This is a genomic window from Pseudomonas sp. SLBN-26, from assembly GCF_006715895.1.
GTDB classification, from domain to species: Bacteria; Pseudomonadota; Gammaproteobacteria; order Pseudomonadales; family Pseudomonadaceae; genus Metapseudomonas; species Metapseudomonas otitidis.
This window is the reverse complement of record NZ_VFOB01000001.1, coordinates 1,162,694-1,185,787: the sequence shown is the minus strand read 5'-3', so window position 1 is coordinate 1,185,787 and position 23,094 is coordinate 1,162,694. Positions and strand designations below refer to the sequence as shown.

The window sequence follows — 23,094 nt, the reverse complement described above, 5'->3', positions numbered from 1 at the left end:
CGCTTCTAGAAAACCACCTGCGTCATCAGAGACCTCAGCCGCCGCGCTGCTTCTTCAGTTGCGCGTCGAAGGCGGCCTCGGCCTTGTCGGCGTAGGCCTTGCAGCTCATGGGTGACGGGTTGGGGTGTTCGGCGTTGGTGTAGTCCCAGCCGCTGGCCTCGGCGTGGGGGGTGATCAGCAGGTCGCAGGGCAGGGCGCGGACGGCGGCGAAGCCGCTGCGGAAGGCCTCGGCGATCTTCGGGAAGCGCGGGTTCATCCACAGGCTGTAGCCGGGGGCGCTCAGGCTGTCGCTGTAGGCGATGCGCAGGGGCTTGCCGTCGCGGCGGTCGGTCCAGGTCCAGCTCAGGCTGCCGGGGGTGTGCCCGGGAGTGAAGTGGGCGGTGAAGGTCATGCCGCCCAGTTCCACCGTTTCGCCGTCCTGCACCAGGCGGTCCACCTGCACCGGGGCGAAGACCATGTCGTCGCCGAAGTGGATGTCCTGGCTGTCGCCGCGTTGCAGCAGCACGGCCGATTCGGCGTTGCTCACCAGTTGCGCGCCGGTGGCCTTCTTGATGGCGGCCAGCGGGCCCACGTGATCGATGTGGGCGTGGCTGTGCAGGATCAGCTTGAGGTCGCCCGGTGCCACACCCAGCTCGCGCATGTTGGCCAGCAGGTGGTCGGCCACCTGGGGCATGCCGCCGTCCAGCAGCACGGCGCCTTCCGGCGTCTTCACCAGCAGCGCGGTGATGCTGGCGGTGCCGATATGCCAGGTGTTATCGGCGATGCGCAGCGGTGCCACCGGGGTCAGCCAGGCGGCCGGGGCGGTGTAGGGCTGCAGTTGCGGCAGGACGGCCTGGGCGGCCATGGCGGGTTGGGCCAGCAGCAGGGCAAGGCCGAGGGTGGTCAGGGTACGCACGGGGCAGTCCTCGGAAAATAAAGGGGCGCCATTCTGACTGCCTGGTCGCGCAGGTCAATGCCTGTCGACTGGCCAGCCTGTCGGCGCGTGCCGCGCAGCGGCCTGTAACGCGAATGAGACAGCTGTCACAGGATGGCAACCTGATATTGCTTCAATGGCCGCCAATCAACGGGCTCGGGGGAGTCGCCAATGGCAGCCGAAAACGCGCTGGAACGCCTGCTCAGACCGGTGGCGGCGCTGCCGCCGAGCCTGAGCATCAGCGACGTGGCGGACCAGCTGCTGGCTCCCGAGCATCGCCGCTTCCTGTCCCTCCCGGTGGTGGAAGGCGGCCGGCCCATCGGCCTGGTGAGCCGCTACACCCTGCAGGACATCTTCATGCAGCGCTTCGGCCGCGACCTCTGGGGCCGCCGCCCGGTGGCCGACGTGATGAACGCCGAGCCCCTGGTGCTGAGCCTGGACAGCAACCTGGAGCAGGCCGCCAAGCAGGTCACCGCCGGCCTGCAGTACCCCATCACCGAGGACTTCATCCTGGTGGACGGCGACGGCCTGTACCACGGCCTCGGCACCGTGCTCGACCTGCTCAAGGCCATGGAACTGCGCATCGCCCAGCGCAACCGGGTGCTGCGCCAGGCCCTGGTGGACCTCAAGGAGTCCCAGGCGCAGCTGGTGCAGTCGGAGAAGATGGCCTCCCTCGGGCAGATGGTCGCCGGCGTCGCCCATGAGCTGAACACCCCGCTGGGCTACGTGCGCAACAACGTGCAGCTGCTCGACCAGCTCAGCGCCCCGCTGGTGGAGCTGGCCCGCAGCCAGGCCGCGCTGGCCGATTGCCTGGCCGACCCGGCCTGCGACGAAGCGCGCCTGGCCCAGGCCTTCGAGGCTGCCGCCGCCATGCGCGAGCAGGCCGCTCCCGAGCAACTGGCGGACGACCTGCGGCAACTGCTCGACGACACCCTCTACGGCCTCGGCCAGATCGGCGAGCTGGTGGTGGGGCTGAAGGACTTCGCCCGGCTCGACCGCGCCATGGACGAGGCCGTGGACCTCAACGACTGCGTGCGCAGCGCCTTGCTGATCGCCCGCAACCACATCAAGGACAAGGCCGAGGTGGTGCTGGGCCTGGGCGAACTGCCCGCCGTCAGCGCCGCGCCCTCGCAGATCAACCAGGTGCTGCTCAACCTGCTGACCAACGCCGCCCAGGCCATGGTCGGCCACGGCCGCATCCAGATCCGCAGCTGGGCCGAAGGCGACTGGGTGTGCGTCTCGGTGCAGGACAGCGGCTGCGGCATGGCACCCGAGGTGGCCCGGCGCATCTTCGACCCGTTCTTCACCACCAAGCCGGTGGGCGAGGGCACCGGCCTGGGCCTGTCCATCAGCTACAAGATCATCCAGGACCACGGCGGCAGCATCCGCGTGGCCTCTGAACTGGGGCGCGGCACGCGCTTCCTCATCCGCCTGCCGACTGCGCAGGCCCGCGCCCTGAAACGGAGTGCCTGAGCCATGACATCCGCCATCCGCATCCTGTTCGTCGACGACGAGGAGCGCATCCTGCGCAGCCTGGCCATGCAGTTCCGCCGGGACTACCAGGTGGTCACCGAGAGCGACCCGCTGCGCGCCCTGGAGCGCCTGGCGCGGGAGACCTTCCACATCGTGGTCAGCGACCAGCGCATGCCGCAGATGAACGGCGCCGAGCTGCTGACCCAGGCCCGCGAGATCGCCCCGGACTGCCTGCGCATCCTGCTCACCGGCTACTCCGACCTGGATGCGGCGGTGGAGGCGCTGAACAGCGGCGGCATCTTCCGCTACCTGACCAAACCCTGGGACCCGCAGGAAATGGCCTTCACCCTGCGCCAAGCGGCGGAGATCGCCGCCCACCCGCAGGCCGCCTCGGCCAGCGCACCCAGCGCCGAACCCCGTGGCCTGAGCGTGCTGCTGCTGGACGAAGACCCGGAGACCCTGGCCAGCGTGGCCGACTTCTGCATGGCCGGCGGCCACCGCCTGCTGCGGGCCCGCAGCCTCACCGAGGCCATCGGCCTGCTGAACGAGGAGGGCGCCGACCTGCTGGTAAGCGACCTGCGCTGCGGCGGCGAAGACACCGCGCCGCTGCTCAAGTCACTGGCCCAGGCCCACCCGCGCCTGCTCAGCCTGGTGGTGACGCCGTTCCGCGACACCCAGGCGCTGCTGCAACTGGTGAACGAGGCGCAGATCTTCCGCTACCTGCCCAAGCCGATCCGCCGGGGGCTGTTCGAGAAGGGCCTGAAGGCGGCTGCCGAGCAGGCGCGCAACTGGCGCGAGCAGCCAGCCCAGGTGCCGGCGCGGCAGGCCGAACTGCCGCGCGAGGCGCGGGAGAAGGAGCGTGTGGGGAGCCTGCTGGGCATGCTCGGCCGGCTGCGGGAGCGCCTCAGCGCCTGAGGCAGGCGCTGCATCAGCTGCCGCGATAGACCTTGCGCAGCAGCTGCAGGAGGGTGTCCCGCTCGGCGTCGTTCAGGGCGCTGGTGGACTCGATGTCGCTTTCCGCCGCGACCTGCTTGAGGTCCTTCAGCAGCTGCTCGCCGGTCTTGCTGAGGAAGATCCCGTAGGAGCGCTTGTCCGGCTTGCAGCGCACCCGCACCGCCAGCGCACGGGCCTCCAGCTTGTTCAGCAAGGGCACCAGTTGCGGCGGCTCGATGGCCAGGGCACGGGCCAGGTCCGCCTGCATCAGCCCCGGGTTCTGGTCGATGATCGCCATCGCCGAGAATTGCGCCGGGCGCAGGTCATGCACCGCCAGCTTGTTCACCAGGTGCTGGAAGACCTTCAGCTGGGCGCGGCGCATGGCGTAGCCAATCAGTTCATCCAGGGAAGTGTCGAGCACGGCGGGCTCTGCGGTTTCGATTGCAGTGTCGGCGGGGGTGGCGGCACGTCGGGCCATGGGGTCTCACTCGGCAGAATTAGTTAATAGCGCTATGCATTTTGCGTGCATCGCGCCGCTTCCGCCAGCCACCTGCGCACGTTGCCCCGGCCCGGCGGCCAATTGGGGGGGAACCCTGGGCGACCCGCGTCACTCCATCCAGAAGGGGCCCGGACGCGCGGTCCGGGCCGGGACGGCAGCGAACCCGCGTGGATGCGGGGCGACTGCGGAGGAGGACGGGATGAGAAGCCATGTGGTGCACTTCACGGCGCCGATCAACTCGCACACGTGCGGCCAGCTGATCGACAAATGCTCCCAGGCGATCCAGCAGGGGGCGGACGAACTGATCATCAAGATCGCCACCATGGGCGGGGAATGCAGCTACGGGTTCTCTCTGTACAACTTCCTCGTCTCGCTGCCGGTGCCGGTGAAGACCCACAACCTGGGCACGGTGGAGTCCATGGGCAACATCATCTTCCTGGCCGGCGAGCGGCGCACGGCCTGCCCGTACAGCAAGTTCCTGTTCCATCCCTTCCACTGGACCCTCAACGGCGCGGTGGACCATGCGCGCATGTCCGAGTACGCCATGAGCCTGGACTACGACCTGCACCTGTACGACGCCATCGTCCAGGCACGTACCGACGGCGCCCGGGTGCCCATCGACGTGCTGGCCTGCCTGACCGCCGCGCCGAAGATCTTCAACGTCGACGAGGCCCTGGCCGCCGGGCTGATCCACGAGGTGGACTGCCTCGGCATGCCCACCGAGGCGGTCAACTGGTGCGTGCACAGCTGAGCCCGGCTACGCCAGGCCCAGCTTGCGGCGCATCGCCACGGTCAGGCGCTGGCGGGTACCGGGCAGGTCCCGCCAGGGGTCTTCGCCCAGGTCGTCCAGGCGCTTGTGCAGGGTGCGCAGGGACCAGGCCTGGGCATTCCTGAGGGTCGCCAGCTCCTCGAAGCTCACCGGCACCGATACCGGCAGCCCCTCCCGCGCCCGCAGGGAGTAGGCGCAGACGGTGGTGGCGCCGGCGCCATTGCGCAGGTAGTCGATGAAGATGCGCCCGACCCGGTTGCGCGGGCCGGACTTGGCCGCGAAGCGCTGGTGCAGGTTGCGCGCCATGTGCTGGGTGATGCCCTGGCTGAAGGCTTTCACCGTGTCCCAGTCGTGCTTCGGAGCCAGGGGCACGATCAGGTGCACGCCCTTGCCGCCGCTGGTCTTGAGGAAGGCCCGCAGGCCCAGTTCGTCGAGCACCGCCAGGGTCAGCTCGGTGGCCTCCAGCATGGTCTTCCAGGGCAAGGCTGGGTCCGGGTCGAGGTCCAGCACGAAGCGGTCGGGGTGCGCCAGGTCGGCGGTGGTGGCATTCCAGGTGTGCAGCTCCAGGGTGCCCATCTGCACGGCACCGAGCAGCGCCTCGGGGCTGTCCAGCAGCAGGCCCGGTTGGCCGGCGCGGGCCTTGTCCAGCACGCCGATGGCCTGGGTGCCCAGGCTGCCCGGGTTCTTCTGGAAGAACTGCTCGCCCTCGATGCCTTCCGGCACCCGCAGCAGCGCCACCGGGCGCTGGGCCAGGTGCGGCAGCAGCCAGGGGGCGATGGTTTCGTAGTACCGGGCCACATCGCCCTTGGTCAGGCCGCTGGCCGGGTCGATCACCCGCTGCGGGTGGGTGATGCGCACGGCCGCCGAACTGGCCGTCTCCTCGCCCTGCAGGCGCTGGGTCGCGACGGGCTCGTCGCGGGTGATGGCGCGGGCCGGCTTGTCCTCCCGCAGGCCCTTGAACACCGCCTGGCGCACGATGCCTTCACGGGTCATCTCGGCGAAGGCCACTTCCGCCAGCGCCTCCGGGCGCAGCCAGTGCACGCCTCGCGCCTCGGCCCCGCGCGGCGGCTGGGTGCAGGCCGGCTGGCGCGTCTTCAGGGTCTTGAGCCGGGCATGCACGCGGGCGAGCACGGCCTGGTCGAAGCCGGTGCCCACCTTGCCGGCGTAGCGCAGTTCGCCGTGGGCATCGTGCAGCGCCAGCAGCAGGGCACCGAAATGCGAGCGGCTGCCCTTGGGCTCGGTGTAGCCGACGATGACGAATTCCTGCCGGCGCTTGCACTTGAGCTTGATCCAGTCGCTGCTGCGCCGGCCCGCGTAGAGGCTGCCGGCGCGCTTGCCGATCAGGCCCTCCAGGCCCAGCCGGCAGGCGCTGTCGAGCACCGCCTCGGCGGGTTCCGTGAAGGACTGGGAATAGCGCAGCAGACCGTCCTCGTCGAGCGGCTCCAGCAGCTGCGCCAGGGCTTCCCGGCGCTGCTCCAGCGGCGTCTCGCGCAGGTCGCTGCCGTTGAGGTGCAGCAGGTCGAAGAGGTAGTACAGCGTCGCCTCGCTGCGGCCCACCTCGAAGGCGTTCTGCAGGGCCTGGAAGTCGGGCTGGCCGTCCTCGTCCATCACCACCACTTCGCCGTCCAGCCAGGCCTCGTCCACCGGGAGGCGTGACAGGGCCCGGGCCTGGGCCGGCAGGCGGGCGGTCCAGTCATGGCCGTTGCGGGTGAACAGCTGCACCTGGCCGTGATCGAGGCGGGCCAGCAGGCGGTAGCCGTCGAACTTCACCTCGTAGTGCCAGTCCCCGGCCGGTGGACGGTCCACCAAGGTGGCCAGCTGCGGCTTGAGCTGCGCGGGCAGGGCGGCGGCCTTGGGCTTGGCCGCCTTGCGCCGGGTGCGCAGGGCCTGGGTCCTGGCCTCGCGGGGCACCAGGCGGCGCTCGCTGAGCACGCTGTCCGGGCGTGATTCGGTGATGCTCAGCTCGCTCTCGGGGTGGGCCGCCGCGTCCCGGTGCTTGATCAGGAACCATTGTTCCTGCTTGCCCGGCAGCTGGGTGCGCACCAGGTTCCACTGGCCGGCGAGCTTCTCGCCCTGCAGTTCGAAGCGCAGGCGCCCGGCACGGTAGCCGGCCACCGGGTCGCCCTGGGGAATCCATACGCCCCGGTCCCAGACGATCACATCGCCCGCGCCGTAGTGACCCTCAGGGATGTGGCCTTCGAAGTCGGCGTAGTCCAGCGGGTGATCCTCCACGTGGATGGCCAGGCGCCGGGCGGCCGGGTCCAGGCTCGGGCCCTTGGGCACCGCCCAGCTCTTCAGGGTGCCCTCCAGCTCCAGGCGGAAGTCGTAGTGCAGGCGCGTCGCATCGTGCTTCTGGATGCAGTAGCGCAGCGCGTGCCCGGCCGCCTTCTTGCCGCGCCGGCGCGCGGAGGTGCCGGGCTCGGGGGTGGCGTCGAAATCGCGCTTGCGGGCGTAGTCGTTCAGGGCGTCGCTCATGGCAGGTCCTCCTGTGCAGGGGAGTGGCCGGCGGGGCGGAAGGTTCAGGTCGCTTCGCGAGCGGTCAGGGATCGGGGTGGAAGCGCTTGAGCAGCGGCTGGATCGACAGCCCATGGAGCAGGATGCTCAGCGCCACCACGCTCAGCACCAGGTCGCCGAGGCGGTCCTGGTCCAGCGCCTGGGGCGCATGGGCCAGGGCGAAGCACAGGTAGTACAGGCTGCCGATGCCGCGTATGCCGAACCAGCCCACCAGGTACCGCTGGGACCGGGGAATGCCGTGGCGACCCAGCAGCAGCGCCACCATCAGCGGGCGCACGCCGACGAACAGCAGCAACGCCACCGGCACCGCTTCCCAGCGCCAGTGCTGGGCGAGCAGGGCACCGAGCACCGTCACCAGCAGCACTTCGAGGATGCGTTCGAGCAGGTTGCCGAAGGCCTGGATGTCCACCATCAACGCGCTGGCGGCGATCTGCGGGTGGCGCGCCGGGTCCTCGCCGAACTCGATCAGCGCCTGGGTGTGGCTGTCCTCGCGCAGCTCGCCCTGGCGCGCCGACTCCTCGGCCGGTACCGGGCCGCTGGCGCGGGCCTCGGCGTGGCGCATGCCGAGCCCGGCGGCGAAGGTGCTGAGAAAGCCCCAGCCGCCCAACGCCTCGGCCAGCACGTAGGACAGGGCGATCACCGCCAGGGCGATGAAATCGTTCGGCGACACGGCGGTCTCGGTGTGGCGGGCGCGCAGGCGGATCACCCCGCGCCCCACCGCGCGGCCGAAGCCGAACCCCACCAGCAGCCCCACCGGCACCGCCCAGAGCACGTCGTTGGCCAGCCAGTGCAGCCAGGTGGCCTGCCCGGGCAGGCCGGGGCCCTGGAGGAACAGCAGGCCGAGCATCACGAAGGGGAAGGCGATGCCGTCGTTCAGCCCGGCCTCGCCGGTGAGGGCGAAGCGCATCGGGTCGGTGTCGCTGGCGTGGTTCACCTGGATCAGGTTGGCCAGCACCGGGTCAGTGGGCGAGAGGATCGCCGCCAGCAGCAGGCAGAAGCCGAAGTCCAGGCCCAGCAGCGCCTGCAGCAGGAGCGCGAACACCAGGACGGTGGCCACCAGCACCGGCCCGGCCAGCAGCCAGGCCGGGCGCCACTGGCGGGCATTCAACGGCAGGCGCAGGCGCAGCCCGGCGAGGAACAGCGACACAAGCACGGCCACCTCCACCAGGTGCCCGAGCCAGGTGCGAACCTGGGGCAGGTCCTGCTGCCAGAGGCCCAGCCCCAGGGGGCCGATCAGCAGCCCGAAGCCCAGGTACAGGGCCGAGGTGGTGATCGGCAGCAGGCGCACGTAGGCAGAGGCCAGCCCGAGGATCAGCAGCAGGCCGCCCAGGACCAGCAGCCATTGCGAGAAGCTCACAGGCCGGGCTCCGCACGGGCTCAGTGGGCGCGGGCCACGCCCTGCAGCACGGTGGCGCTGGCACGCTCGCTGCGGCAGGCGGCAATGTTGCCCAGGGACACAACGCCCACCAGGCGCTTCTCACGGTTGAGCACCGGCAGGCGGCGCAGCTGGATCTGCGCCATGTTCTCGGCCACGTGCTGCACGTCCTCGTCTTCGAAGCAGTAGCGGATTTCGCTGCTCATCACCTCGCGCACCGGTGCCTCGGCATCCAGGCCGGCGGCCACGCCGCGTACGGTGATGTCGCGGTCGGTGACCATGCCCACCAGGCGGTCGCCGTCGTTCACCAGCAGGGCGCCACTGTCGATGCGCCCCATGAGCGAGGCGGCCTCGCGCAGGCTGCTGTCGGGGGTCAGGGTCTGGACGTTGCGGGTCATGATTTCGCTGATCTTCATGGTGGTTCTCCTGTGTGGGAGAGGCCCGGCGGGATGCCGGGCCGCAGATCAGTCGACTGGTGTGTGGGGCACGCGTTCAGGTTCATTCGTCCCGGCGTGGCTCAGGAATAGCGGGAGGAGTGGTGCGGGTAGGCGCCGACCCGTGCGCCGATGACCATCTCGCTGATCCAGTTGGTGAGGATGCGCGTGTAGGCCTGCTGGTGATGGTCCTCGCTGAGGGCGTGGTCGGCGCCATCGAGGATGCGATGGGTGAGGGAGTGGGCCTGCTCGAAGGCAGCGCGGTAGCTCATCAGCGTCATGTGCGGGACGTAGCTGTCGTGCTCCGACTCCACCAGCAGCACGTCGCCGGTGAAGGCGGCGCAGGCCTTCAGCGCGAGGTTTTCGTCGGGGTTCCAGGGCAGGCGCCGGTAGCGCGCCAGGCGGGCCACGTCGAGGGACTGCTTGGGGCGGTCCCATTCCTCGTCCCAGTACAGGGCCGGCACCCGCAGGGCCAGCCACTTCACCGGGCGTCGGGTGGTGAGGAAGGTGGCCAGGTAGCCGCCGTAGCTGCTGCCGATCACCGCGATGGCCTCGGGGTTGACCGCCGGGTGTGCCGCCAGCCGGTCGTAGGCCGCGAGGATGTCGGCCAGGTTCTGCTCGCGGGTGACGCTGGCCTTGGCCTCGGCGGTGCGCTCGTGGCCGCGCAGGTCGAAGGTCAGGCACACGCAGCCGAGCCCGGCGATGCCCTTGGCCCGCGCCAGGTCGCGTTGCTGGCTGCCGCCCCAGCCGTGGACGAAGAGGATGCCCGGCACGCGGGCCTCGGGGGAGAGCAGGGTGCCGCACAGGGGCTGGCCCTCGACGATGATTTCCAGGGCCTGGCTATGGGCGGTCATCAGCGATTACCTCCACGTATTTGCACAGGCGCCCCAGCCCGGGCACCTCGCCGTCGAAGAGCACCCAGGCGTCGGCCGGCACCCGGGGCTCGCCATAGGTTTCCCGGGTGCGGGCGTGGACCCGCCGACACGCCGGCTCCGCGTCGAACAGTTCCAGGGCGAAGACCTCCGCCGCACTGGCTCCGCCCACCCGCCAGGATTGCTCCAGCACCCCGGAGCGCCACTGGCCTTCGGCATTGCGCCCGCGCGCCACGTCGTAGTTGCGGCGCGAGGCGAGCAGGTCGGGGTAGCTGTGCAGGGCGGCCTCTTCGTAGCGCCGGGCCTGTTGCACCGCCAGGCGTATCGAGGCCGGCAGCGGCTCGGCCAGCAGCGCGTCGTAGCCGCCGCGCACCAGGTACAGGTCCGAGCCGCCGTAGACCGGCTCGCCGGCGCCGTCGCGGGTCAGGTGCTGCACGCCGTGGTAGCTGGCCAACAGGCCGTTCACCTCCACCTGGCCGACGCTGTAGGTCGCCACGTCCTCCAGTTGCTCTTCCAGCACCAGGCCCCAGGTGGCCAGTTCATCGGTCGGCAGCTGCGCCACCAGGGCGTCCAGTTCCGCCAGCTGGCGGATCACCTGCTGGCCGCGACCGGCCTTGGCGCGCACCGGTTTGGCCCGCAGCGGGCCGCGTTCCAGCAGGCGCTGCCCGGCGCGCCGGGCGTCCTCCGGGCTGAACACGCTGAAGCCCTCCAGCACGGCATCCCCGGCCTGTTCGGCGAAGGCGTCGGACCAGCCCCGTGGCGCCTGGGCGCCAGGACCCGCGAGGGGATGGCCGATGGCCTTGGTGGCCATGAAGGGCTCGGCGACCCAGCCGCCGAAGAGCTGCCCGATGTGGCTCAGGCCGTGACGCTGGGTCGGGCCCACCAGGGTGTCGTCGGGCAGCAGGTAGTGCCGCCCGGGCTCCTCGACCTGGGTGATGGGCGCGGGGTCGAAGGGGCAGCCCAGCAGGCGCGCCAGGCGTCCGCCGAGCAGACGGTGCACGCAGGCTTCGTGCTCGGCCAGGGGGGTACCACTGCGCAGCAGGCGCACGTCGGCAGGGCAGGCCATGTCATTGCTCCTGCCAGCGGCCGCCGCTCTTCTCGCAATCGGTGCGCACCTGGCCGAGGTCGGTCATCTGGTAGTAGCGGGTGAGCACGCGGGCATCGTTCGGCACCGCCGGGCGTGCCGTGTCCGGCCCGCGGGCACTGGCGCGTGGGCTGGCCAGGCTCTCCTGGTCCAGCGGGGCGTCGCAGCGGGCCTGCTCGCCGCCGGGGCACTGGGCGACCCGCTGCTTGCGGGTGCTGGTCATGTCCTTGCTCTCGTTGCTGCAGGACCAGTCCAGCGCCTCTGCCGGCATGCCGACGAATTCGTAGCAGCTCTCGGTCTCGATGCCGGTGACCGCAGCGCTGGAGGTGCGGCTGTTGACGTGGCAGCCCTCGGCGAGGGCGAGCCCGGCGGGCAGGCAGCCGAGCAGCAGGAGCAGGGGAAGGCGGCGCATGGCGGTGTCTCCTTGGCGTCCGTACCTGGGTTGTGAGCAGCGGTACGCGCCGGGAGTTCAGGGTGTTTGATGGGCGGCACGGGCGCCTGCGCCAGGGGAAACTTTCTGCCGTGCGGGCCGGTCATCGAAAGACGGCATGACGAAGGAGAAGCCCATGGCACGCGCGATCTGGAAAGGGGCGATCAGCTTCGGGCTGGTGCACATCCCGGTGGACCTGGTGTCCGCCAGCAGCTCCGGCGGGGTGGATTTCGACTGGCTGGACGACCGTTCCATGGAGCCGGTGGGCTACCGCCGGGTGAACAAGGTCACCGGCAAGGAGGTGCCCCGCGAGCACATCGTCAAGGGGGTGGAGCACGCCCCCGGCGAGTACGTGGTGCTGAGCGAGGAGGAGATCCAGCAGGCGCACCCGCGTGCGACGCGGACCATCAACATCTTCGCCTTCGTGGATGCCGGGCAGATCCCGCTGCAGAACATCGACACGCCCTATTACCTGAGCCCCGACCGGCGCAGTGGCAAGGTCTATGCGCTGCTGCGCGAGTCCCTGGTGGCCAGCGGCAAGGTGGCCCTGGCGGAGGTGGTGTTGCGCACCCGCCAGTACCTGGCGGCGGTGATGCCCCAAGAGTCGGCGCTGGTATTGGTGACGCTGCGCTGGCCGGCGGATGTGAAGGGCCTGGGCATCCTCGACCTGGGCAGCGAGGTGACCGAGCTGGCGATGGCCAAGCGGCTGATCGAGGACATGACCCAGGACTGGCAGCCGGACGACTACCGCGACACCTTCACCGAGAAGGTGATGGAGCTGGTGGAACAGAAGGCCCAGGAGGGCCATGTGGAACGGGTTGAGCGGCCGGACGAGGAGGCGCCCCAGGGCGCGGACATCATCGACCTCACCGAGCTGCTGCGGCGCAGCCTGGGCGGCAAGGGGGCGAAGCCGGAAAAGAGCGAGAAGGCCGCGCCGGCCAAGGCACCGCGCAAGCGTGCCCCGGCCAAGGCGGCGAAGGACGACGCCAGCCGGCCGCGCCGGCGCAAGGCCTGAGGGCGTGGCTCAACGCGGCGCGTCCTCGGGCGGGGCCTGACGGGGCGTCGGTTCCACCGGCGGGTCGCCACGGTCGAGCTGGGAGCCCGGGTCTTCGTTGCCGGGGTCGTCGAGGATCGGTTCTTCGGTGCTCGGGGCATGCGGTTGCTGGGCACTCATGGGGGAACTCCTTGCAGGCGGGCTTCAGGCGGCCATGCGTTCGCATTCGTCGGCGCAGCGCTGGCAGGCCTGGGCGCATTCCTGGCAGTGCTGGCTGTTGTGCTGCTGGCACGCCTCGGCGCAGGCCGTGCAGGCGGCGCGGCACACCTGGCACAGGCCCGGAGCGAACTCGCTGCCGCGGATCATCAGCGTGGCGCACAGGTGGCAGAGGTCGGCGCAGTCCCGGCAGAGCTGGATGCAGCGGGTCATCTGCTGGGCGTGTTGCTCACTGAGGCAGGCCGTGGCGCAGGTTTCACAGGCGACGGCGCAGGCGTTGCAGGCGGAGATGCAGGTCTGGAAGCGGTTGAGTTCAGTCATGGTCTGGCTCCGTTCAGGGGTAAAGGGCCGCTGGGCGAGCCAGCGGCCGGACGGTTACTGGTCGGTCTGCAGTTCCTTGACCAGGCGCTCGGCCTGCTCCAGGTGAGCCTGTAGCTTGGGCAGCAGCTTCTGGGCGAAGTCGCGCAGCTGGGCCTGGTCGGACTGGGCGGCCTTGCGGTACAGCTCGACGGCTTCCTGGTGGGCCTTGACCTGGTTCTCGGCGTAGGCCTTGTCGAAGGAGTCGTCACGCATCTCCAGCAGCTTGGCCTTGGCCTGTTCCATCAGGCTGGCGTCATCGGCGGTCTTCAGTTTCAGCGTGGCGGCCAGTTGCTTGAGTTCGGCATTCGCGGCGGTGTGGTCCTTGACCATCATCTCGGCGAAGGCCTTGACCTGCGGGTGCTTGGCCTTCTTCTCGGCGAGCTTGCCGGCCTCCACCTCGGCGATGCCGGACTCGGAGGCGCGGTCGACGAAGTCCTGCGGGTCGACGGTGTTGGCGGCGCGGGCGGTGCCGCCGAAGGCGACGAAAGCAGCGAGCAGGGCGAACATCAGGTGTCTCAGGGGATGGGTCATGGCGGTGTCTCCGTGGTGGGTGATGACGGTCGGTAGAAGCGGGCAGGCGCGGACAAGTTCAAGGGAATGTCCCGGGCGGTTCGTCCAGACAGGTCGAACCTAAGCCGGTGAGGGGTTTCCCACCCTGTGAACGCCCGGCGACCGCCGGGGCAAGCACAGGCCACAGGGAGAACCCCATGAGCGAGCAGACCCTTCCCCCCCAGCACCAGGACAAACAGCCCGGCCGCGAGGACGCCATGCACCCGCTGCCGGAGTACTTCTCCGAACGCTACAAGGCCGCCGGCAAGCTGGCCGGCAAGGTGGCACTGATCACCGGTGGCGACAGCGGCATCGGCCGCGCCGTGGCGGTGCATTTCGCTGCCGAGGGCGCCCAGGTGGCGCTGGTCTACCTCGACGAGGAGGACGACGCCCGCGAGACCGCCGAGGCGGTGGCGCGCCAGGGCGGCCAGGTCATCACCCGGGCCGGCGACGTGGCCGATGGCGAGTTCTGCCGGCAGGTGGTGGCGGACGTGCTGGACACCTGGGGGCGCCTCGACGTGCTGGTGAACAACGCCGGCGAGCAGCATCCCTGCGAGGGCCTGGAGGCCCTGGAGGAAGCCACCTGGGAGCGCACCTTCCGCACCAACATCCTCGGCATGTTCCAGCTCACCAAGGCGGCACTGCCGCACATGGGGCAGGGGGCGAGCATCATCAACACCACCTCCATCACGGCCTACAAGGGCAACCCGTCGCTGCTGGACTACTCCTCCACCAAGGGGGCGATCACCGCCTTCACCCGCTCCCTGGCGCTGAACCTGGCGAGCCGGGGCATCCGCGTGAACGGGGTGGCGCCGGGGCCGATCTGGACGCCGCTGATCCCCTCCACCTTCACCGCCGAGCAGGTGGCGCGCTTCGGCGCCGACACCCCCATGGGACGCCCCGGGCAGCCGGCCGAGGTGGCGCCGGCCTACGTGTACCTGGCCAGCGAGGATGCCTCCTACGTCAGCGGCCAGGTGCTGCACGTGAACGGCGGGACGGTGGTCAACGGCTAGGCCGCCGGGGCGGAAAGTCTGAACCCGGACCGCCCCGTGCGACCCGAAACACCAGGACTCAGCAGAGGAGGGTCATCCCATGTCCGATCCCGTCACGTACTTCTGGATCGCCGTCGCCGGCATCCTGGTCCTGCTCGACCTGTGGGCGATCATCAGCGTCTTCCGCAGCAGCAAGTCGGTTGAAACCAAGGCGCTGTGGGCGCTGGGCATCTCGTTGTTCCCGGTGCTCGGGCTGGTCTACTGGGGCATCGCCGGGCCCCGGGGCCTGGGCCGCGGCCCGTCGTCCCCGGAACACAGCAAGTAGTGCCGTGCCGGCCTGGCCCGAGGGTCAGGCCGGTTGCTTCAGGCGCTTCAGCTCCAGGGCGTCGTGGCTGCAGAACAGCTCGATGTCCGGGCGGCTGAGGGAGAGGTGGCGCAGGCGCTGCTGGTTGCGCCGCCGGGCGCTGCCGTCGGTGTCCATCATCCACTGGTAGAAGCGCAGGCCTGGCGGGCAATGCCGCTGGGCGTGGCGCACCTCAGCGCGGTGGAAGTAGGCGTCGCCGGCGTGCAGCAGCCAGCCGTTGGGCCCTTGCACCGCAACCCCGGCATGGCCCAGGGTGTGCCCGGCCAGCGGCAGCAGGCACAGGGGCTCGCTTTCCAGCCCGCGCAGGGTCCGCACGGCATTGAAGCCGTTCCACTGCTCGCCCTGCTCGCGGTAGATCTGCCAGCGCTTCACGCGCTTCCACTGTTCGGGCACGAAGCGCCGGCGGCCGAAGAAACCGGTGCTGGCCTCGGCGCTCTTCAGCTCGCGCTCCATCAGGTGCACGGTGGCCCGGGGGAAGTCCTCCAGGCCGCCGGCGTGGTCGAAGTCCAGGTGGGTGAGGACGATGTGGCGCACGTCGTCGGGCTGGTAGCCGAGCCGTCGGACCTGGGCCACGGCGGTAAGGCTGGTGTCGTAGCGGATGTTGTTGAGCCGGCGGAAGAAGGCACTGAGCCGGGCGCCGCGCTGGCGCATGTCGCGCAGGCCGAAGCCGGTGTCCACCAGTACCAGGCCGTCGTGGGCGGTCTCCAGCAGCAGGCAGTGGCACACCAGGTGCGCACGCAGGCCGGTGCTGAACCCGTCGTAGAGGGCCCCGCCCAGGGGGCACATGCAGCCGCAGTCGAGGTGATGGATGTGCATGGTGGTCTCCGGTTGCCTGGGTGTCTGCGGTTGGCAGGGGCCGGCGGCGGAGGTTCCGGTTTCCTGACCGGGCGGTGCCGTCGATCACTCGAACCGGGCGGCACGGCACGGGGTCTGTGAAGCAAGGCCCATCACCCAGGAGCGCCGTCATGCTGCCCCGCCTCGATCCGTCCGATGAACAGGAGCGCCACTACCCGGTGCAGGAGAACCTCCACGTGCAGCGGCGCCAGTGGGCGCTGGAGCGGGTGGGCATCTGGATACTGGGGGCGCTGGTGGCGCTCACGGTGGCCGGGCTGTTCGCCAAGGGCCCGCTGAGCCATGCCGAGGCGGCCTCCGAGGACGGGCGCCTGCAGGTGACCTGGCAACGCTTCCTGCGCAACGGGGCCACCTCCACCCTGGTGGTGGACGTGCATGGCGCGGGCCCCAAGGCCCGGGTGGAACTGCTCGGCGAGCTGCTGGAGGGCTCCACCCTGGAAAGCCTGCAGCCGCAGCCGGCGGCAAGCCGCACCGCCGGGGGCAACGGCCTGGCCCTGGACGTGACGGCGGACGAGCAGGGGCGGGTGCGGCTGTTCCTGTCCCTGCGCGCCGACGGCGTGGGGCTGTTCCGCAGCCAGGTCCGCGTGGGTGACCGGCAGGTGCCGGTCACCCAGTTCATCTACCCCTGAGGAGCCCGCCATGGATGCCGTATTCCGCGCTGCCGCCATCTACTTCGCCCTGCTGGTGATCTTCAAGTTCTCCGGCCGCCGTTCCCTGTCGGAGATCACGATCTTCGACTTCGTGCTGCTGCTGATCATCGGCGAGGCCACCCAGCAGGCGCTGCTGGGGGACGATTTCTCGGTCACCAATGCGGTGCTGGTGATCGTCACGCTGATCAGCATCGACGTGGTGCTCACCCGCCTGCAGTGGCGCTGGCCGCGCCTCGACCTCTGGTTGGAAGGCTCGCCGGTGATCGTGGTGGAGCACGGCGCGGTCCTGAAGAGCCGGTTGGACGCGGCGCGCCTGCGCGAGGCGGACATCCTCGAAGCCGCCCGCGAGAAGCACGGCCTGGAGCGGCTGGAACAGATCCGCTACGCCATCGTCGAGCGCAACGGGAAGATCTCCATCATTCCCGCGCAGTGACCGCACGGGGATAAAACTGGAACGGGTTGCCACCCCCCCGAGTCGACTTTCCCGAGGCCTCTGGAGAGGCCCGGACCCATGACTCGAAACCATCTGGAGGCAACCCATGGCCCGTAAAACCGTTCAAGACCTGTTCATCCACGAACTGTCCGACGTCTACAGCGCGGAGAAGCAACTGACCCGCGCCCTGCCGAAGATGGCCCGTGCGGCCAGCAACCCGATCCTCGTCGAGGCCTTCCAGGCGCACCTGGAGGAAACCCAGGGCCAGATCGAGCGTATCGACCAGGTGGTGGACGCCTTGGGGCTGAAGCTCAAGCGCGTGAAGTGCATCGCGATGGAAGGCCTGGTGGAAGAGGGCAAGGAGCTCATCGACGAGATCGACAAGGGCCCGGTGCTGGATGCCGGCCTGATCGGTGCCGCGCAGAAGGTGGAGCACTACGAGATCGCCAGCTACGGCACGCTGATCGCCATGGCCAAGCACCTGGGGCTGAAGGAGGCCATCGGGCCGCTGAAGGACACCCTGGCGGAGGAGAAGAGCACCGACGAGAAGCTCAGCAAGATCGCCGAGGAGGGTGGCAACCAGGCCGCCACCATGGAGTCCCGCTGAGGCCTGCCTGTACAACCCCGCTGCTGCCGGCAGCGGGGTTGTACAGGTGTCGTAGCGAGCCTTGATATCACCCGGAAATCATCGATAACCGCTTGTCATTCAATGACTTAGCGAAGCCTAAAAAGATCGAACACTTCCTTTCGGCCCGTTTCAGAACCTCTGCAAGGCCAATTCCGGCCTGCCTGTCACAGGAGATTCATCATGTCGAACGATAACCCGGGCAACTTTGCCAACGACCGTGAAAAAGCCTCCGAAGCGGGACGCAAGGGTGGTCACAACAGCGGCGGCAATTTCGCCAATGATCCGGAACGCGCTGCCGAAGCCGGACGCAAGGGTGGCCAGGTGAGTGGTGGCAACTTCGCCAACGATCCCGAGCGTGCTGCCGAAGCCGGGCGCAAGGGCGGCCAGAACAGCGGCGGCAACTTCGCCAATGACCCGGAACGCGCTGCGGAAGCGGGGCGCAAGGGTGGCCAGAACAGCGGTGGCAACTTCGCCAATGACCGCGAGAAAGCCTCCGAGGCGGGCCGCAAGGGCGGCCAGAACAGCCACGGCGGCAAGGACCGGGAGTAACCCTCCCTGGGAGCCCGCCGCCCGGCGGGCTCCCGCATGCCTCGGGACGGAAGCTACCAGCGCTGGGGCAAGGCCAGCGGGGGGAGCAGGGAATGGACGTCACCGGTGGCGCAGGCAATTTCTTCCAGCAAGCTCTTGCTCACGTCGGCCACGGCCTCAGGCGTGCACACCTCGGCGGTGGTCAACCCCGTGATGGTAATGGTGGCCTGGCTGTTGCGGTCGGTGAACTGACAGGACAGCGAGCCATCCTCCTGGCGGATCGCCTTGCAGCTGTAGCCGGGCATGTTGAGTTCGAAGAGTCGACTGATTTCGCTAAGGAACATGGGACCCCCTGGTTCAGGGTGGTGGCGAATGTGCAGCGACGGAAGAACAACGGAAGGGAAGCCTCCGAGCAAAAAAGTCACTGTGCGGACTTCCTAGACTAGGGGCTGAACACGCGCTGTAAATGATGGCTCAGGGCCTTGTCATCGGTGGGAAAGGCTCGCAGCAAGGCACAGGCGAAGCGCTGTAGAGATTTGCCGACGCCAAGGGTTGCATTTAGCTGTCAATGGCCCTTCTCCGTACAACTCCTGTATCGAAACACCATTGGTCGGAAAGCCGCGCCCCATGCGGGACGCAGGCGACCCGGGCGGCCTCTCTCCGGGCCCTTCCGACCGTTCATCCCGATTCCCTGAACAGTCGCCCGGGCAGGTTTTCCGACAGGGGTAGCCCCCAACCAGGAGAATCCCATGCAGGCCTTGACCTACCACGGCAGCCACGACGTTCGCGTCGAGCGGGTGCCCGATCCCGTGATCGAGCAGCCCGACGACATCATCCTGCGGGTCACCGCCACCGCCATCTGCGGTTCGGACCTGCACCTCTACCGGGGCAAGATCCCCCAGGTGAAGCACGGCGACATCTTCGGCCACGAGTTCATGGGCATCGTCGAGGAGACGGGCCCCGCGGTAACGGCCGTGCGCACGGGCGACCGGGTGGTGGTGCCCTTCGTGATCGCCTGCGGTGGCTGCTTCTTCTGCCAGCTGAACCTGCACGCGGCCTGTGAGACCACCAACACCGGGCGCGGCGCCATCCTCAACAAGAAACAGATCCCGCCGGGCGCGGCGCTGTTCGGCTACAGCCACCTCTACGGGGGTGTGCCGGGTGGCCAGGCCGAGCTGGTACGGGTGCCCCACGCCAACGTGGGGCCCTTCAAGGTGCCGGACGAACTGGACGACGAGCAGGTGCTGTTCCTCAGCGACATCCTGCCCACCGGCTACCAGGCGGTGGTCAACGCCGGCATCGGCCCCGGCAGCAGCCTGGCGATCTTCGGCGCCGGGCCGGTGGGGCTGATGAGCGCGGCCTGCGCGCGGATGCTGGGGGCGGAGCTGATCTTCATGGTCGATCACCACCCGTACCGCCTGGAGTACGCGCGCCAGACCTACGGCGTGATCCCCATCGATTTCGACCGGATCGACGACCCGGCGGCGGCCATCATCGAGAACACGCCCGGGTTCAGGGGGGTGGATGCGGTGATCGATGCCGTGGGCTTCGAGGCCAAGGGCAGCACCACGGAAACGATTCTGACCACGCTGAAGCTGGAGATCAGCAGCGGCTACGCGCTGCGCCAGTGCATCGCGGCGGTGCGCCGGGGCGGGGTGGTGAGCGTGCCCGGGGTGTATGCCGGCTTCATGCACGGCTTCCTGTTCGGCGACGCTTTCGACAAGGGGCTGACCTTCCGCATGGGCCAGACCCACGTGCACCCGACGCTGCCCACGTTGCTGGAGTACATCCAGACCGGCGCGCTGAAACCGGAGGTGATCATCAGCCACCGCATGGCGCTGGCAGAGGCGGCGGAGGGCTATCGGCTGTTCGAGAAGAAGGAGGAGGGCTGTCGCAAGGTGATCCTCCGCCCCTAGGCGAAGGGGCGCCCCGGGTGGGGCGCCCTCGCAGGTCAGGGCGAGATCGGGTCGCTGGCGGGGAAGGTTTCCTCGATGGCGTTGTCGACCTTGGCCTCGGTCGGCGTGCGTGCCTTGCCCTGGGCGTTGTCCACCTTGGGCAGGGCCTCGCGCAGGCGGGCGATGCGCTGGCGCAGGTACTCCAGCTCGCCTTCCAGGTCGGTGACCATGCCCTTCATGGCGCAGTGGCCGGTGGTGCCGCGCCACAGCAGCAGCGCGCCGGTGAGGGCCTTGAGGGTGCCGGCGGTGCCGCCACGGTGGATGCCGGTGCACAGGGCCACCAGCCCGGTGCCCAGGGACAGGGCGCGTTCGATGCCGTGAACGTTCTGGTACTCGTGGTTCATGTCGTGTCTCCTCGTGTCGTGGGCCGTTGGCGAGCCGGGCTCAGCGCTTGGCCGGGGTTTCGGGGGCTTCGGAGCGGGCCAGGAAGGCCTCGGTGAGGCTCGGCAGGTGCTCCCTCAGCCAGTCGGCCATGGCCACCTCCTGGGGCAGGATGCGTTCGCAGGCACGCTGGGTCTCGACGTCACCGGCGGCCTGGGCGGCGGCGATGAGCACGGTGTAGGAGGCGATCTCCATGTTCTCGAACACGTAGCCGGCCATCGCGCCCTTGATCACCTCGTCGGTGGCGGTCATGCCGCCCACGGCCTGGCCGAAGGCCATGAGCTTGCCGCCGATGTCCTTGAGGGTGGACGGGCTGCTGTCCAGGCGCGCCAGGGCTTCTTCCAGGAGCTTCTGCTGGCCCAGGGTCTCCTCCAGGTGCTGGTCGATGCGGGCCTTGAGGTCGGGGTAGTGCTCCAGCCGCGAGGACTGCGCCTTGAGCATCTGCTCGGCCTGTTGCTCCATGGCGTGCGCATCACGCAGCCAGTCCAGCAGGTGGGATCGGGTCTTTTCCATCGGGGTGGTCTCCGTCTTGATGTCGGGATGACGAAGGTATGGAGCGGAGGTGCCGGGACGGGTTCAAGGTTCCTGACCACGGGGCCGGTGATGCGGGGTGGTTGATATCAGCGCTCCATCAGCGGGGACCGCTCGTCGGGCAGCAAGCGCGGCGAAGCGCGATTCGTTCAGAACGATCCGCAAGGGGGCTGTTCGTACCTTCTGTGAGGCCAACGTCGGCCTGCCAAGAGAGGATGAAGACATGACCACCAACAAGAACCCCGGCAACTTCGCCAACGACCGCGAGAAAGCTTCCGAAGCCGGCCGCAAGGGCGGCCATAACAGCGGTGGCAACTTCGCCAATGACCGTGAGAAGGCCTCCGAGGCCGGCCGCAAGGGTGGCCAGAACAGCCACGGCGGCGGACGCTGATGGCGAAAAGGGAAAAGCCCGCTTCGGCGGGCTTTTTCTTGCCTGGAAGAACGTCGGGGATTCGTGATGGCGCGCCTCGTGCGGCCGTGGCGGGGCAGGCATACTGCAGCGCTCCCACTCTGCTGGCAGGCTCCCCATGTGGCCCTTCGACCAACCGCCGAACTGCGCGACCATCGTTTCGAAAAGCGTGATCGACAAACGCAAGCCCATCCTTCACGTCGTCCATGACGAGGACGACCACGGCTGGCAGTTCCTCGACAACGAGAGCGAGGCCCTGGAAGACCTGTGCATCGTCGGCCTTGGCCATGTGCTCGACCTGGATCCCTCCATGGCCGAACTCGCCGGGCTCGAACCCGGCTGGCAGGCGACACGGGACGATGCTCAGGCCCCGTGGCGCATCGAGCCGGTGCCGCCGGAACCTGAAGACGAACCGACCTGAGCAGCAGGCTCGTTCAGGGTTGCCATGACCGGCACGCGGGCATCGGGCCGGTCGTTCTGCCATCACTGGGGAGGCAGGTCGAACACGAAACAGGTGGTCGTGGCGTGGGCGTAGAGCTTGCCGGATTCGTCCTCGATGCGGGCTTCGGCCGTAGCGACCTGGCGCCCACCGTGTATCAGCGTGCCGACAGCCCTTAAAGGGCCGGTCCGGTGGGAGGCCGAGCGCACGATGTTGAGGCTCAGCTCGGCGGTGGTGTAGGAGCGCCCGGCTGGAAGCGAGGTCTGCACGGCGCACCCGAGGGCGGAGTCCAGCAGGGTGGCGAACCAGCCGCCGTGGACCGTGCCGAGGGGGTTGTAGTGCCCAGCCAGGGGAGTGCCCTGGAACACCGCACGCCCGTCGCCCACCTCCAGCAGCGTCATGTTCATGGTGTCGTTCATCGGCGGGTAGGGCAGTTCGCCGGACATCATCCCTTCCAGGATCTGCCGACCGCTCTTGCCCGCGAGCTGCTCAGGTCGGGCAAGGCCCGGCTGGCCGCCGCCTTCGCGCATCCGCTGCAGCGCCTCTGCCTGCTGGCTGGCCCAGTTGACTGTCGTGGGGTGTGTATCCATGTGGCCTCCGTTGCCGCCGGGGACCGGGCGGCGTGCGTTGGGTGGTTTCAAGGGTGGGTTCAGTGTGGAACAGGCTCGGCCTAGGCGAGCCCGAAAGTCTTCCTCAGGCCTTTCTCCACCGCCCCGGCGGGCATGAAGCGGCGAAGCGTGCGCAGCAACGAGGCCTCGCCCCGAGGGGTGTGGCGCATCTTCCAGGGCCCCAGTGCGGCCTCGACCAGGGTGGCGGCGACGCTGTCGGGCAGCGGTGCCTTGCGTACGCTCGTTTCGATGCTGCGGGACACGAGGCCACGCTCGCGTTCGTAGGCAGGCAGGGCGAGGGCGGCCCGGGGTGCATTGAGGTCCAGCTGGGTGCGGGTGAACGAGGGCTCGACCAGGGCGACACGAATGCCGAACTGGCGCACCTCGTGGTCCAGCGTCTCGGACGGGCCCTCCACGGCATGCTTGGAGGCCGAGTAGAGCGCCATGTAGGGCGCCGGCAGGAAGCCCAGCACCGAGCTGACATTGACGATGCGGCCGCCGCCCTGTTCACGCATGTGGGGCAGGACGGCGCGGGTGGTCCGCAGGATGCCGAGGACATTGGTATCCAGCAGGGCCTGGGCCTCGGCAATCGACGTTTCCTCGGTGGCGCCGAGCAGGGTCACGCCGGCGTTGTTGATCAGCACATCGATGCGCCCGGCCTGGGCGATGACCTGCTGGACCCCGAGGTTGACCGAGGCCTCGTCGCGGACATCCAGTTCCACCAGCTCCACGCCGGCTATCGGCTGGGCGCTGGCGATGCGGCGCACGCTGCCGAACACGCGGCACCCGCGTTGCGCCAGCCGTTCGGCCGTGGTGCGCCCGATACCCGACGACACGCCGGTGACAAGAACGACAACAGGGTTCGACATGGTGGTTCCTCTTGGTTCCTCTTGGTGGCTTGAAGGCAGC

Annotated in this window: 29 protein-coding genes and 1 pseudogene; 13 read left to right on the top strand and 17 right to left on the bottom strand. The window is 69.2% G+C overall.

From position 1 onward, the window contains the following. Nucleotides 1-34 precede the first annotated feature (34 nt). Entirely contained in the window at nucleotides 35-895 is an 861-nt protein-coding gene (blaPOM, locus tag FBY21_RS05440; protein WP_142009254.1) for a POM family subclass B3 metallo-beta-lactamase, read from the bottom strand. Between the two features lie 189 nt (nucleotides 896-1,084). Here blaPOM and FBY21_RS05435 point away from each other — a divergent pair, with 189 nt between their 5' ends. Both FBY21_RS05435 and FBY21_RS05430 read left to right on the top strand, forming a co-directional pair. Next, on the top strand, nucleotides 1,085-2,386 hold the full coding sequence (locus tag FBY21_RS05435; RefSeq protein WP_142009251.1) for a sensor histidine kinase: 1,302 nt from the start codon (nucleotides 1,085-1,087) through the stop codon (nucleotides 2,384-2,386). 3 nt (nucleotides 2,387-2,389) lie between these two features. Beyond that, nucleotides 2,390-3,301, top strand: a complete 912-nt coding sequence (locus FBY21_RS05430; RefSeq protein ID WP_142009248.1) for a response regulator — start codon at nucleotides 2,390-2,392, stop codon at nucleotides 3,299-3,301. A 13-nt stretch (nucleotides 3,302-3,314) separates the two neighbouring features. Here the strand turns inward: FBY21_RS05430 and FBY21_RS05425 are convergent, their stop codons facing one another. Further along, complete coding sequence (locus FBY21_RS05425) at nucleotides 3,315-3,797, bottom strand: MarR family winged helix-turn-helix transcriptional regulator (RefSeq protein ID WP_142009246.1); 483 nt, start codon at nucleotides 3,795-3,797, stop codon at nucleotides 3,315-3,317. Nucleotides 3,798-4,017: 220 nt separating this feature from the next. Here FBY21_RS05425 and FBY21_RS05420 point away from each other — a divergent pair, with 220 nt between their 5' ends. Next, entirely contained in the window at nucleotides 4,018-4,569 is a 552-nt protein-coding gene (locus tag FBY21_RS05420; RefSeq protein ID WP_044403002.1) for an ATP-dependent Clp protease proteolytic subunit, read from the top strand. Nucleotides 4,570-4,575: 6 nt separating this feature from the next. Here FBY21_RS05420 and ligD read toward each other — a convergent pair whose 3' ends face one another. The 6 genes from ligD to FBY21_RS05390 all read right to left on the bottom strand — a co-directional run bounded on the left by ligD (nucleotide 4,576) and on the right by FBY21_RS05390 (nucleotide 11,278). Next, complete coding sequence (gene ligD, locus FBY21_RS05415; RefSeq protein ID WP_142009243.1) at nucleotides 4,576-7,062, bottom strand: DNA ligase D; 2,487 nt, start codon at nucleotides 7,060-7,062, stop codon at nucleotides 4,576-4,578. A gap of 64 nt (nucleotides 7,063-7,126) precedes the next feature. Continuing rightward, entirely contained in the window at nucleotides 7,127-8,458 is a 1,332-nt protein-coding gene (locus tag FBY21_RS05410; RefSeq protein ID WP_142009240.1) for a cation:proton antiporter, read from the bottom strand. Nucleotides 8,459-8,478: 20 nt separating this feature from the next. Beyond that, complete coding sequence (locus FBY21_RS05405) at nucleotides 8,479-8,892, bottom strand: CBS domain-containing protein (protein WP_142009238.1); 414 nt, start codon at nucleotides 8,890-8,892, stop codon at nucleotides 8,479-8,481. Between the two features lie 101 nt (nucleotides 8,893-8,993). Further along, nucleotides 8,994-9,764 carry an alpha/beta hydrolase family protein gene (locus FBY21_RS05400; RefSeq protein ID WP_074971388.1) on the bottom strand — a complete coding sequence of 257 codons (771 nt, stop codon included), beginning with the start codon at nucleotides 9,762-9,764 and terminating at the stop codon, nucleotides 8,994-8,996. After that, nucleotides 9,751-10,848, bottom strand: a complete 1,098-nt coding sequence (locus FBY21_RS05395) for a DUF3182 family protein (protein ID WP_142009235.1) — start codon at nucleotides 10,846-10,848, stop codon at nucleotides 9,751-9,753. The genes FBY21_RS05400 and FBY21_RS05395 overlap by 14 nt, the downstream gene beginning before the upstream one ends. 1 nt (nucleotide 10,849) lies before the next feature. Continuing rightward, complete coding sequence (locus FBY21_RS05390; protein ID WP_142009232.1) at nucleotides 10,850-11,278, bottom strand: hypothetical protein; 429 nt, start codon at nucleotides 11,276-11,278, stop codon at nucleotides 10,850-10,852. A gap of 154 nt (nucleotides 11,279-11,432) precedes the next feature. Between FBY21_RS05390 and FBY21_RS05385 the strand changes: the two genes are divergently transcribed. Continuing rightward, a complete protein-coding gene (locus tag FBY21_RS05385; protein WP_142009230.1) occupies nucleotides 11,433-12,311 on the top strand; it encodes a Ku protein in 879 nt (292 codons plus the stop codon). 9 nt (nucleotides 12,312-12,320) lie between these two features. Here FBY21_RS05385 and FBY21_RS29335 read toward each other — a convergent pair whose 3' ends face one another. From FBY21_RS29335 to FBY21_RS05375, 3 genes are read right to left on the bottom strand one after another with little or no spacing between them, the layout of a single operon-like run. Continuing rightward, nucleotides 12,321-12,470 (bottom strand): hypothetical protein, encoded by a 150-nt coding sequence (locus FBY21_RS29335; protein WP_160158565.1) that lies wholly within the window; start codon nucleotides 12,468-12,470, stop codon nucleotides 12,321-12,323. A gap of 24 nt (nucleotides 12,471-12,494) precedes the next feature. Further along, the gene (locus FBY21_RS05380; RefSeq protein ID WP_142009228.1) at nucleotides 12,495-12,827 is read right to left on the bottom strand and encodes a four-helix bundle copper-binding protein; all 333 of its coding nucleotides are present in this window, start codon (nucleotides 12,825-12,827) and stop codon (nucleotides 12,495-12,497) included. A 54-nt stretch (nucleotides 12,828-12,881) separates the two neighbouring features. After that, nucleotides 12,882-13,397, bottom strand: a complete 516-nt coding sequence (locus FBY21_RS05375; protein ID WP_142009225.1) for a DUF4142 domain-containing protein — start codon at nucleotides 13,395-13,397, stop codon at nucleotides 12,882-12,884. A gap of 176 nt (nucleotides 13,398-13,573) precedes the next feature. Between FBY21_RS05375 and FBY21_RS05370 the strand changes: the two genes are divergently transcribed. Continuing rightward, nucleotides 13,574-14,428, top strand: a complete 855-nt coding sequence (locus FBY21_RS05370; protein ID WP_142009223.1) for an SDR family oxidoreductase — start codon at nucleotides 13,574-13,576, stop codon at nucleotides 14,426-14,428. Nucleotides 14,429-14,507: 79 nt separating this feature from the next. Beyond that, nucleotides 14,508-14,732: a PLD nuclease N-terminal domain-containing protein gene (locus tag FBY21_RS05365; protein ID WP_044402976.1), complete on the top strand. Its 225-nt coding sequence runs from the start codon at nucleotides 14,508-14,510 to the stop codon at nucleotides 14,730-14,732. 24 nt (nucleotides 14,733-14,756) lie between these two features. Here FBY21_RS05365 and FBY21_RS05360 read toward each other — a convergent pair whose 3' ends face one another. Next, nucleotides 14,757-15,587 (bottom strand): MBL fold metallo-hydrolase, encoded by an 831-nt coding sequence (locus FBY21_RS05360; RefSeq protein ID WP_044402973.1) that lies wholly within the window; start codon nucleotides 15,585-15,587, stop codon nucleotides 14,757-14,759. Between the two features lie 149 nt (nucleotides 15,588-15,736). Between FBY21_RS05360 and FBY21_RS05355 the strand changes: the two genes are divergently transcribed. From FBY21_RS05355 to FBY21_RS05340, 4 genes are all read left to right on the top strand, one after another. Continuing rightward, nucleotides 15,737-16,252 carry a hypothetical protein gene (locus FBY21_RS05355; RefSeq protein ID WP_142009221.1) on the top strand — a complete coding sequence of 172 codons (516 nt, stop codon included), beginning with the start codon at nucleotides 15,737-15,739 and terminating at the stop codon, nucleotides 16,250-16,252. Nucleotides 16,253-16,262: 10 nt separating this feature from the next. Next, complete coding sequence (locus tag FBY21_RS05350) at nucleotides 16,263-16,706, top strand: DUF421 domain-containing protein (RefSeq protein ID WP_142009218.1); 444 nt, start codon at nucleotides 16,263-16,265, stop codon at nucleotides 16,704-16,706. Between the two features lie 106 nt (nucleotides 16,707-16,812). After that, a complete protein-coding gene (locus FBY21_RS05345; RefSeq protein WP_044402964.1) occupies nucleotides 16,813-17,313 on the top strand; it encodes a ferritin-like domain-containing protein in 501 nt (166 codons plus the stop codon). A gap of 201 nt (nucleotides 17,314-17,514) precedes the next feature. Beyond that, the gene (locus tag FBY21_RS05340) at nucleotides 17,515-17,883 is read left to right on the top strand and encodes a general stress protein (RefSeq protein ID WP_044402961.1); all 369 of its coding nucleotides are present in this window, start codon (nucleotides 17,515-17,517) and stop codon (nucleotides 17,881-17,883) included. 53 nt (nucleotides 17,884-17,936) lie between these two features. On the opposite strand, the gene FBY21_RS05335 is transcribed toward FBY21_RS05340, so the two are convergent. Continuing rightward, nucleotides 17,937-18,206 (bottom strand): hypothetical protein, encoded by a 270-nt coding sequence (locus tag FBY21_RS05335; RefSeq protein WP_074971378.1) that lies wholly within the window; start codon nucleotides 18,204-18,206, stop codon nucleotides 17,937-17,939. A 405-nt stretch (nucleotides 18,207-18,611) separates the two neighbouring features. On the opposite strand from FBY21_RS05335, the gene FBY21_RS05330 reads away from it, so the two are divergent. Further along, nucleotides 18,612-19,778 carry a zinc-dependent alcohol dehydrogenase gene (locus tag FBY21_RS05330; RefSeq protein ID WP_142009216.1) on the top strand — a complete coding sequence of 389 codons (1,167 nt, stop codon included), beginning with the start codon at nucleotides 18,612-18,614 and terminating at the stop codon, nucleotides 19,776-19,778. A 35-nt stretch (nucleotides 19,779-19,813) separates the two neighbouring features. Here FBY21_RS05330 and FBY21_RS29680 read toward each other — a convergent pair whose 3' ends face one another. Together FBY21_RS29680 and FBY21_RS05320 are read right to left on the bottom strand one after the other, a co-directional pair. Continuing rightward, the gene (locus tag FBY21_RS29680) at nucleotides 19,814-20,161 is read right to left on the bottom strand and encodes a DUF2892 domain-containing protein (protein ID WP_044402953.1); all 348 of its coding nucleotides are present in this window, start codon (nucleotides 20,159-20,161) and stop codon (nucleotides 19,814-19,816) included. Between the two features lie 40 nt (nucleotides 20,162-20,201). Next, nucleotides 20,202-20,711: a ferritin-like domain-containing protein gene (locus tag FBY21_RS05320; protein WP_044402951.1), complete on the bottom strand. Its 510-nt coding sequence runs from the start codon at nucleotides 20,709-20,711 to the stop codon at nucleotides 20,202-20,204. A 262-nt stretch (nucleotides 20,712-20,973) separates the two neighbouring features. Between FBY21_RS05320 and FBY21_RS05315 the strand changes: the two are divergent. Then, nucleotides 20,974-21,120, top strand: a pseudogene (locus tag FBY21_RS05315) (general stress protein); the annotation flags it as partial. 187 nt (nucleotides 21,121-21,307) lie between these two features. After that, a complete protein-coding gene (locus FBY21_RS05310) occupies nucleotides 21,308-21,559 on the top strand; it encodes a hypothetical protein (RefSeq protein ID WP_142009213.1) in 252 nt (83 codons plus the stop codon). 62 nt (nucleotides 21,560-21,621) lie between these two features. On the opposite strand, the gene FBY21_RS05305 is transcribed toward FBY21_RS05310, so the two are convergent. Further along, nucleotides 21,622-22,167 (bottom strand): PaaI family thioesterase, encoded by a 546-nt coding sequence (locus FBY21_RS05305; RefSeq protein ID WP_044402943.1) that lies wholly within the window; start codon nucleotides 22,165-22,167, stop codon nucleotides 21,622-21,624. Between the two features lie 80 nt (nucleotides 22,168-22,247). Next, nucleotides 22,248-23,054 (bottom strand): oxidoreductase, encoded by an 807-nt coding sequence (locus FBY21_RS05300; RefSeq protein ID WP_142009211.1) that lies wholly within the window; start codon nucleotides 23,052-23,054, stop codon nucleotides 22,248-22,250. Nucleotides 23,055-23,094 lie beyond the last annotated feature (40 nt).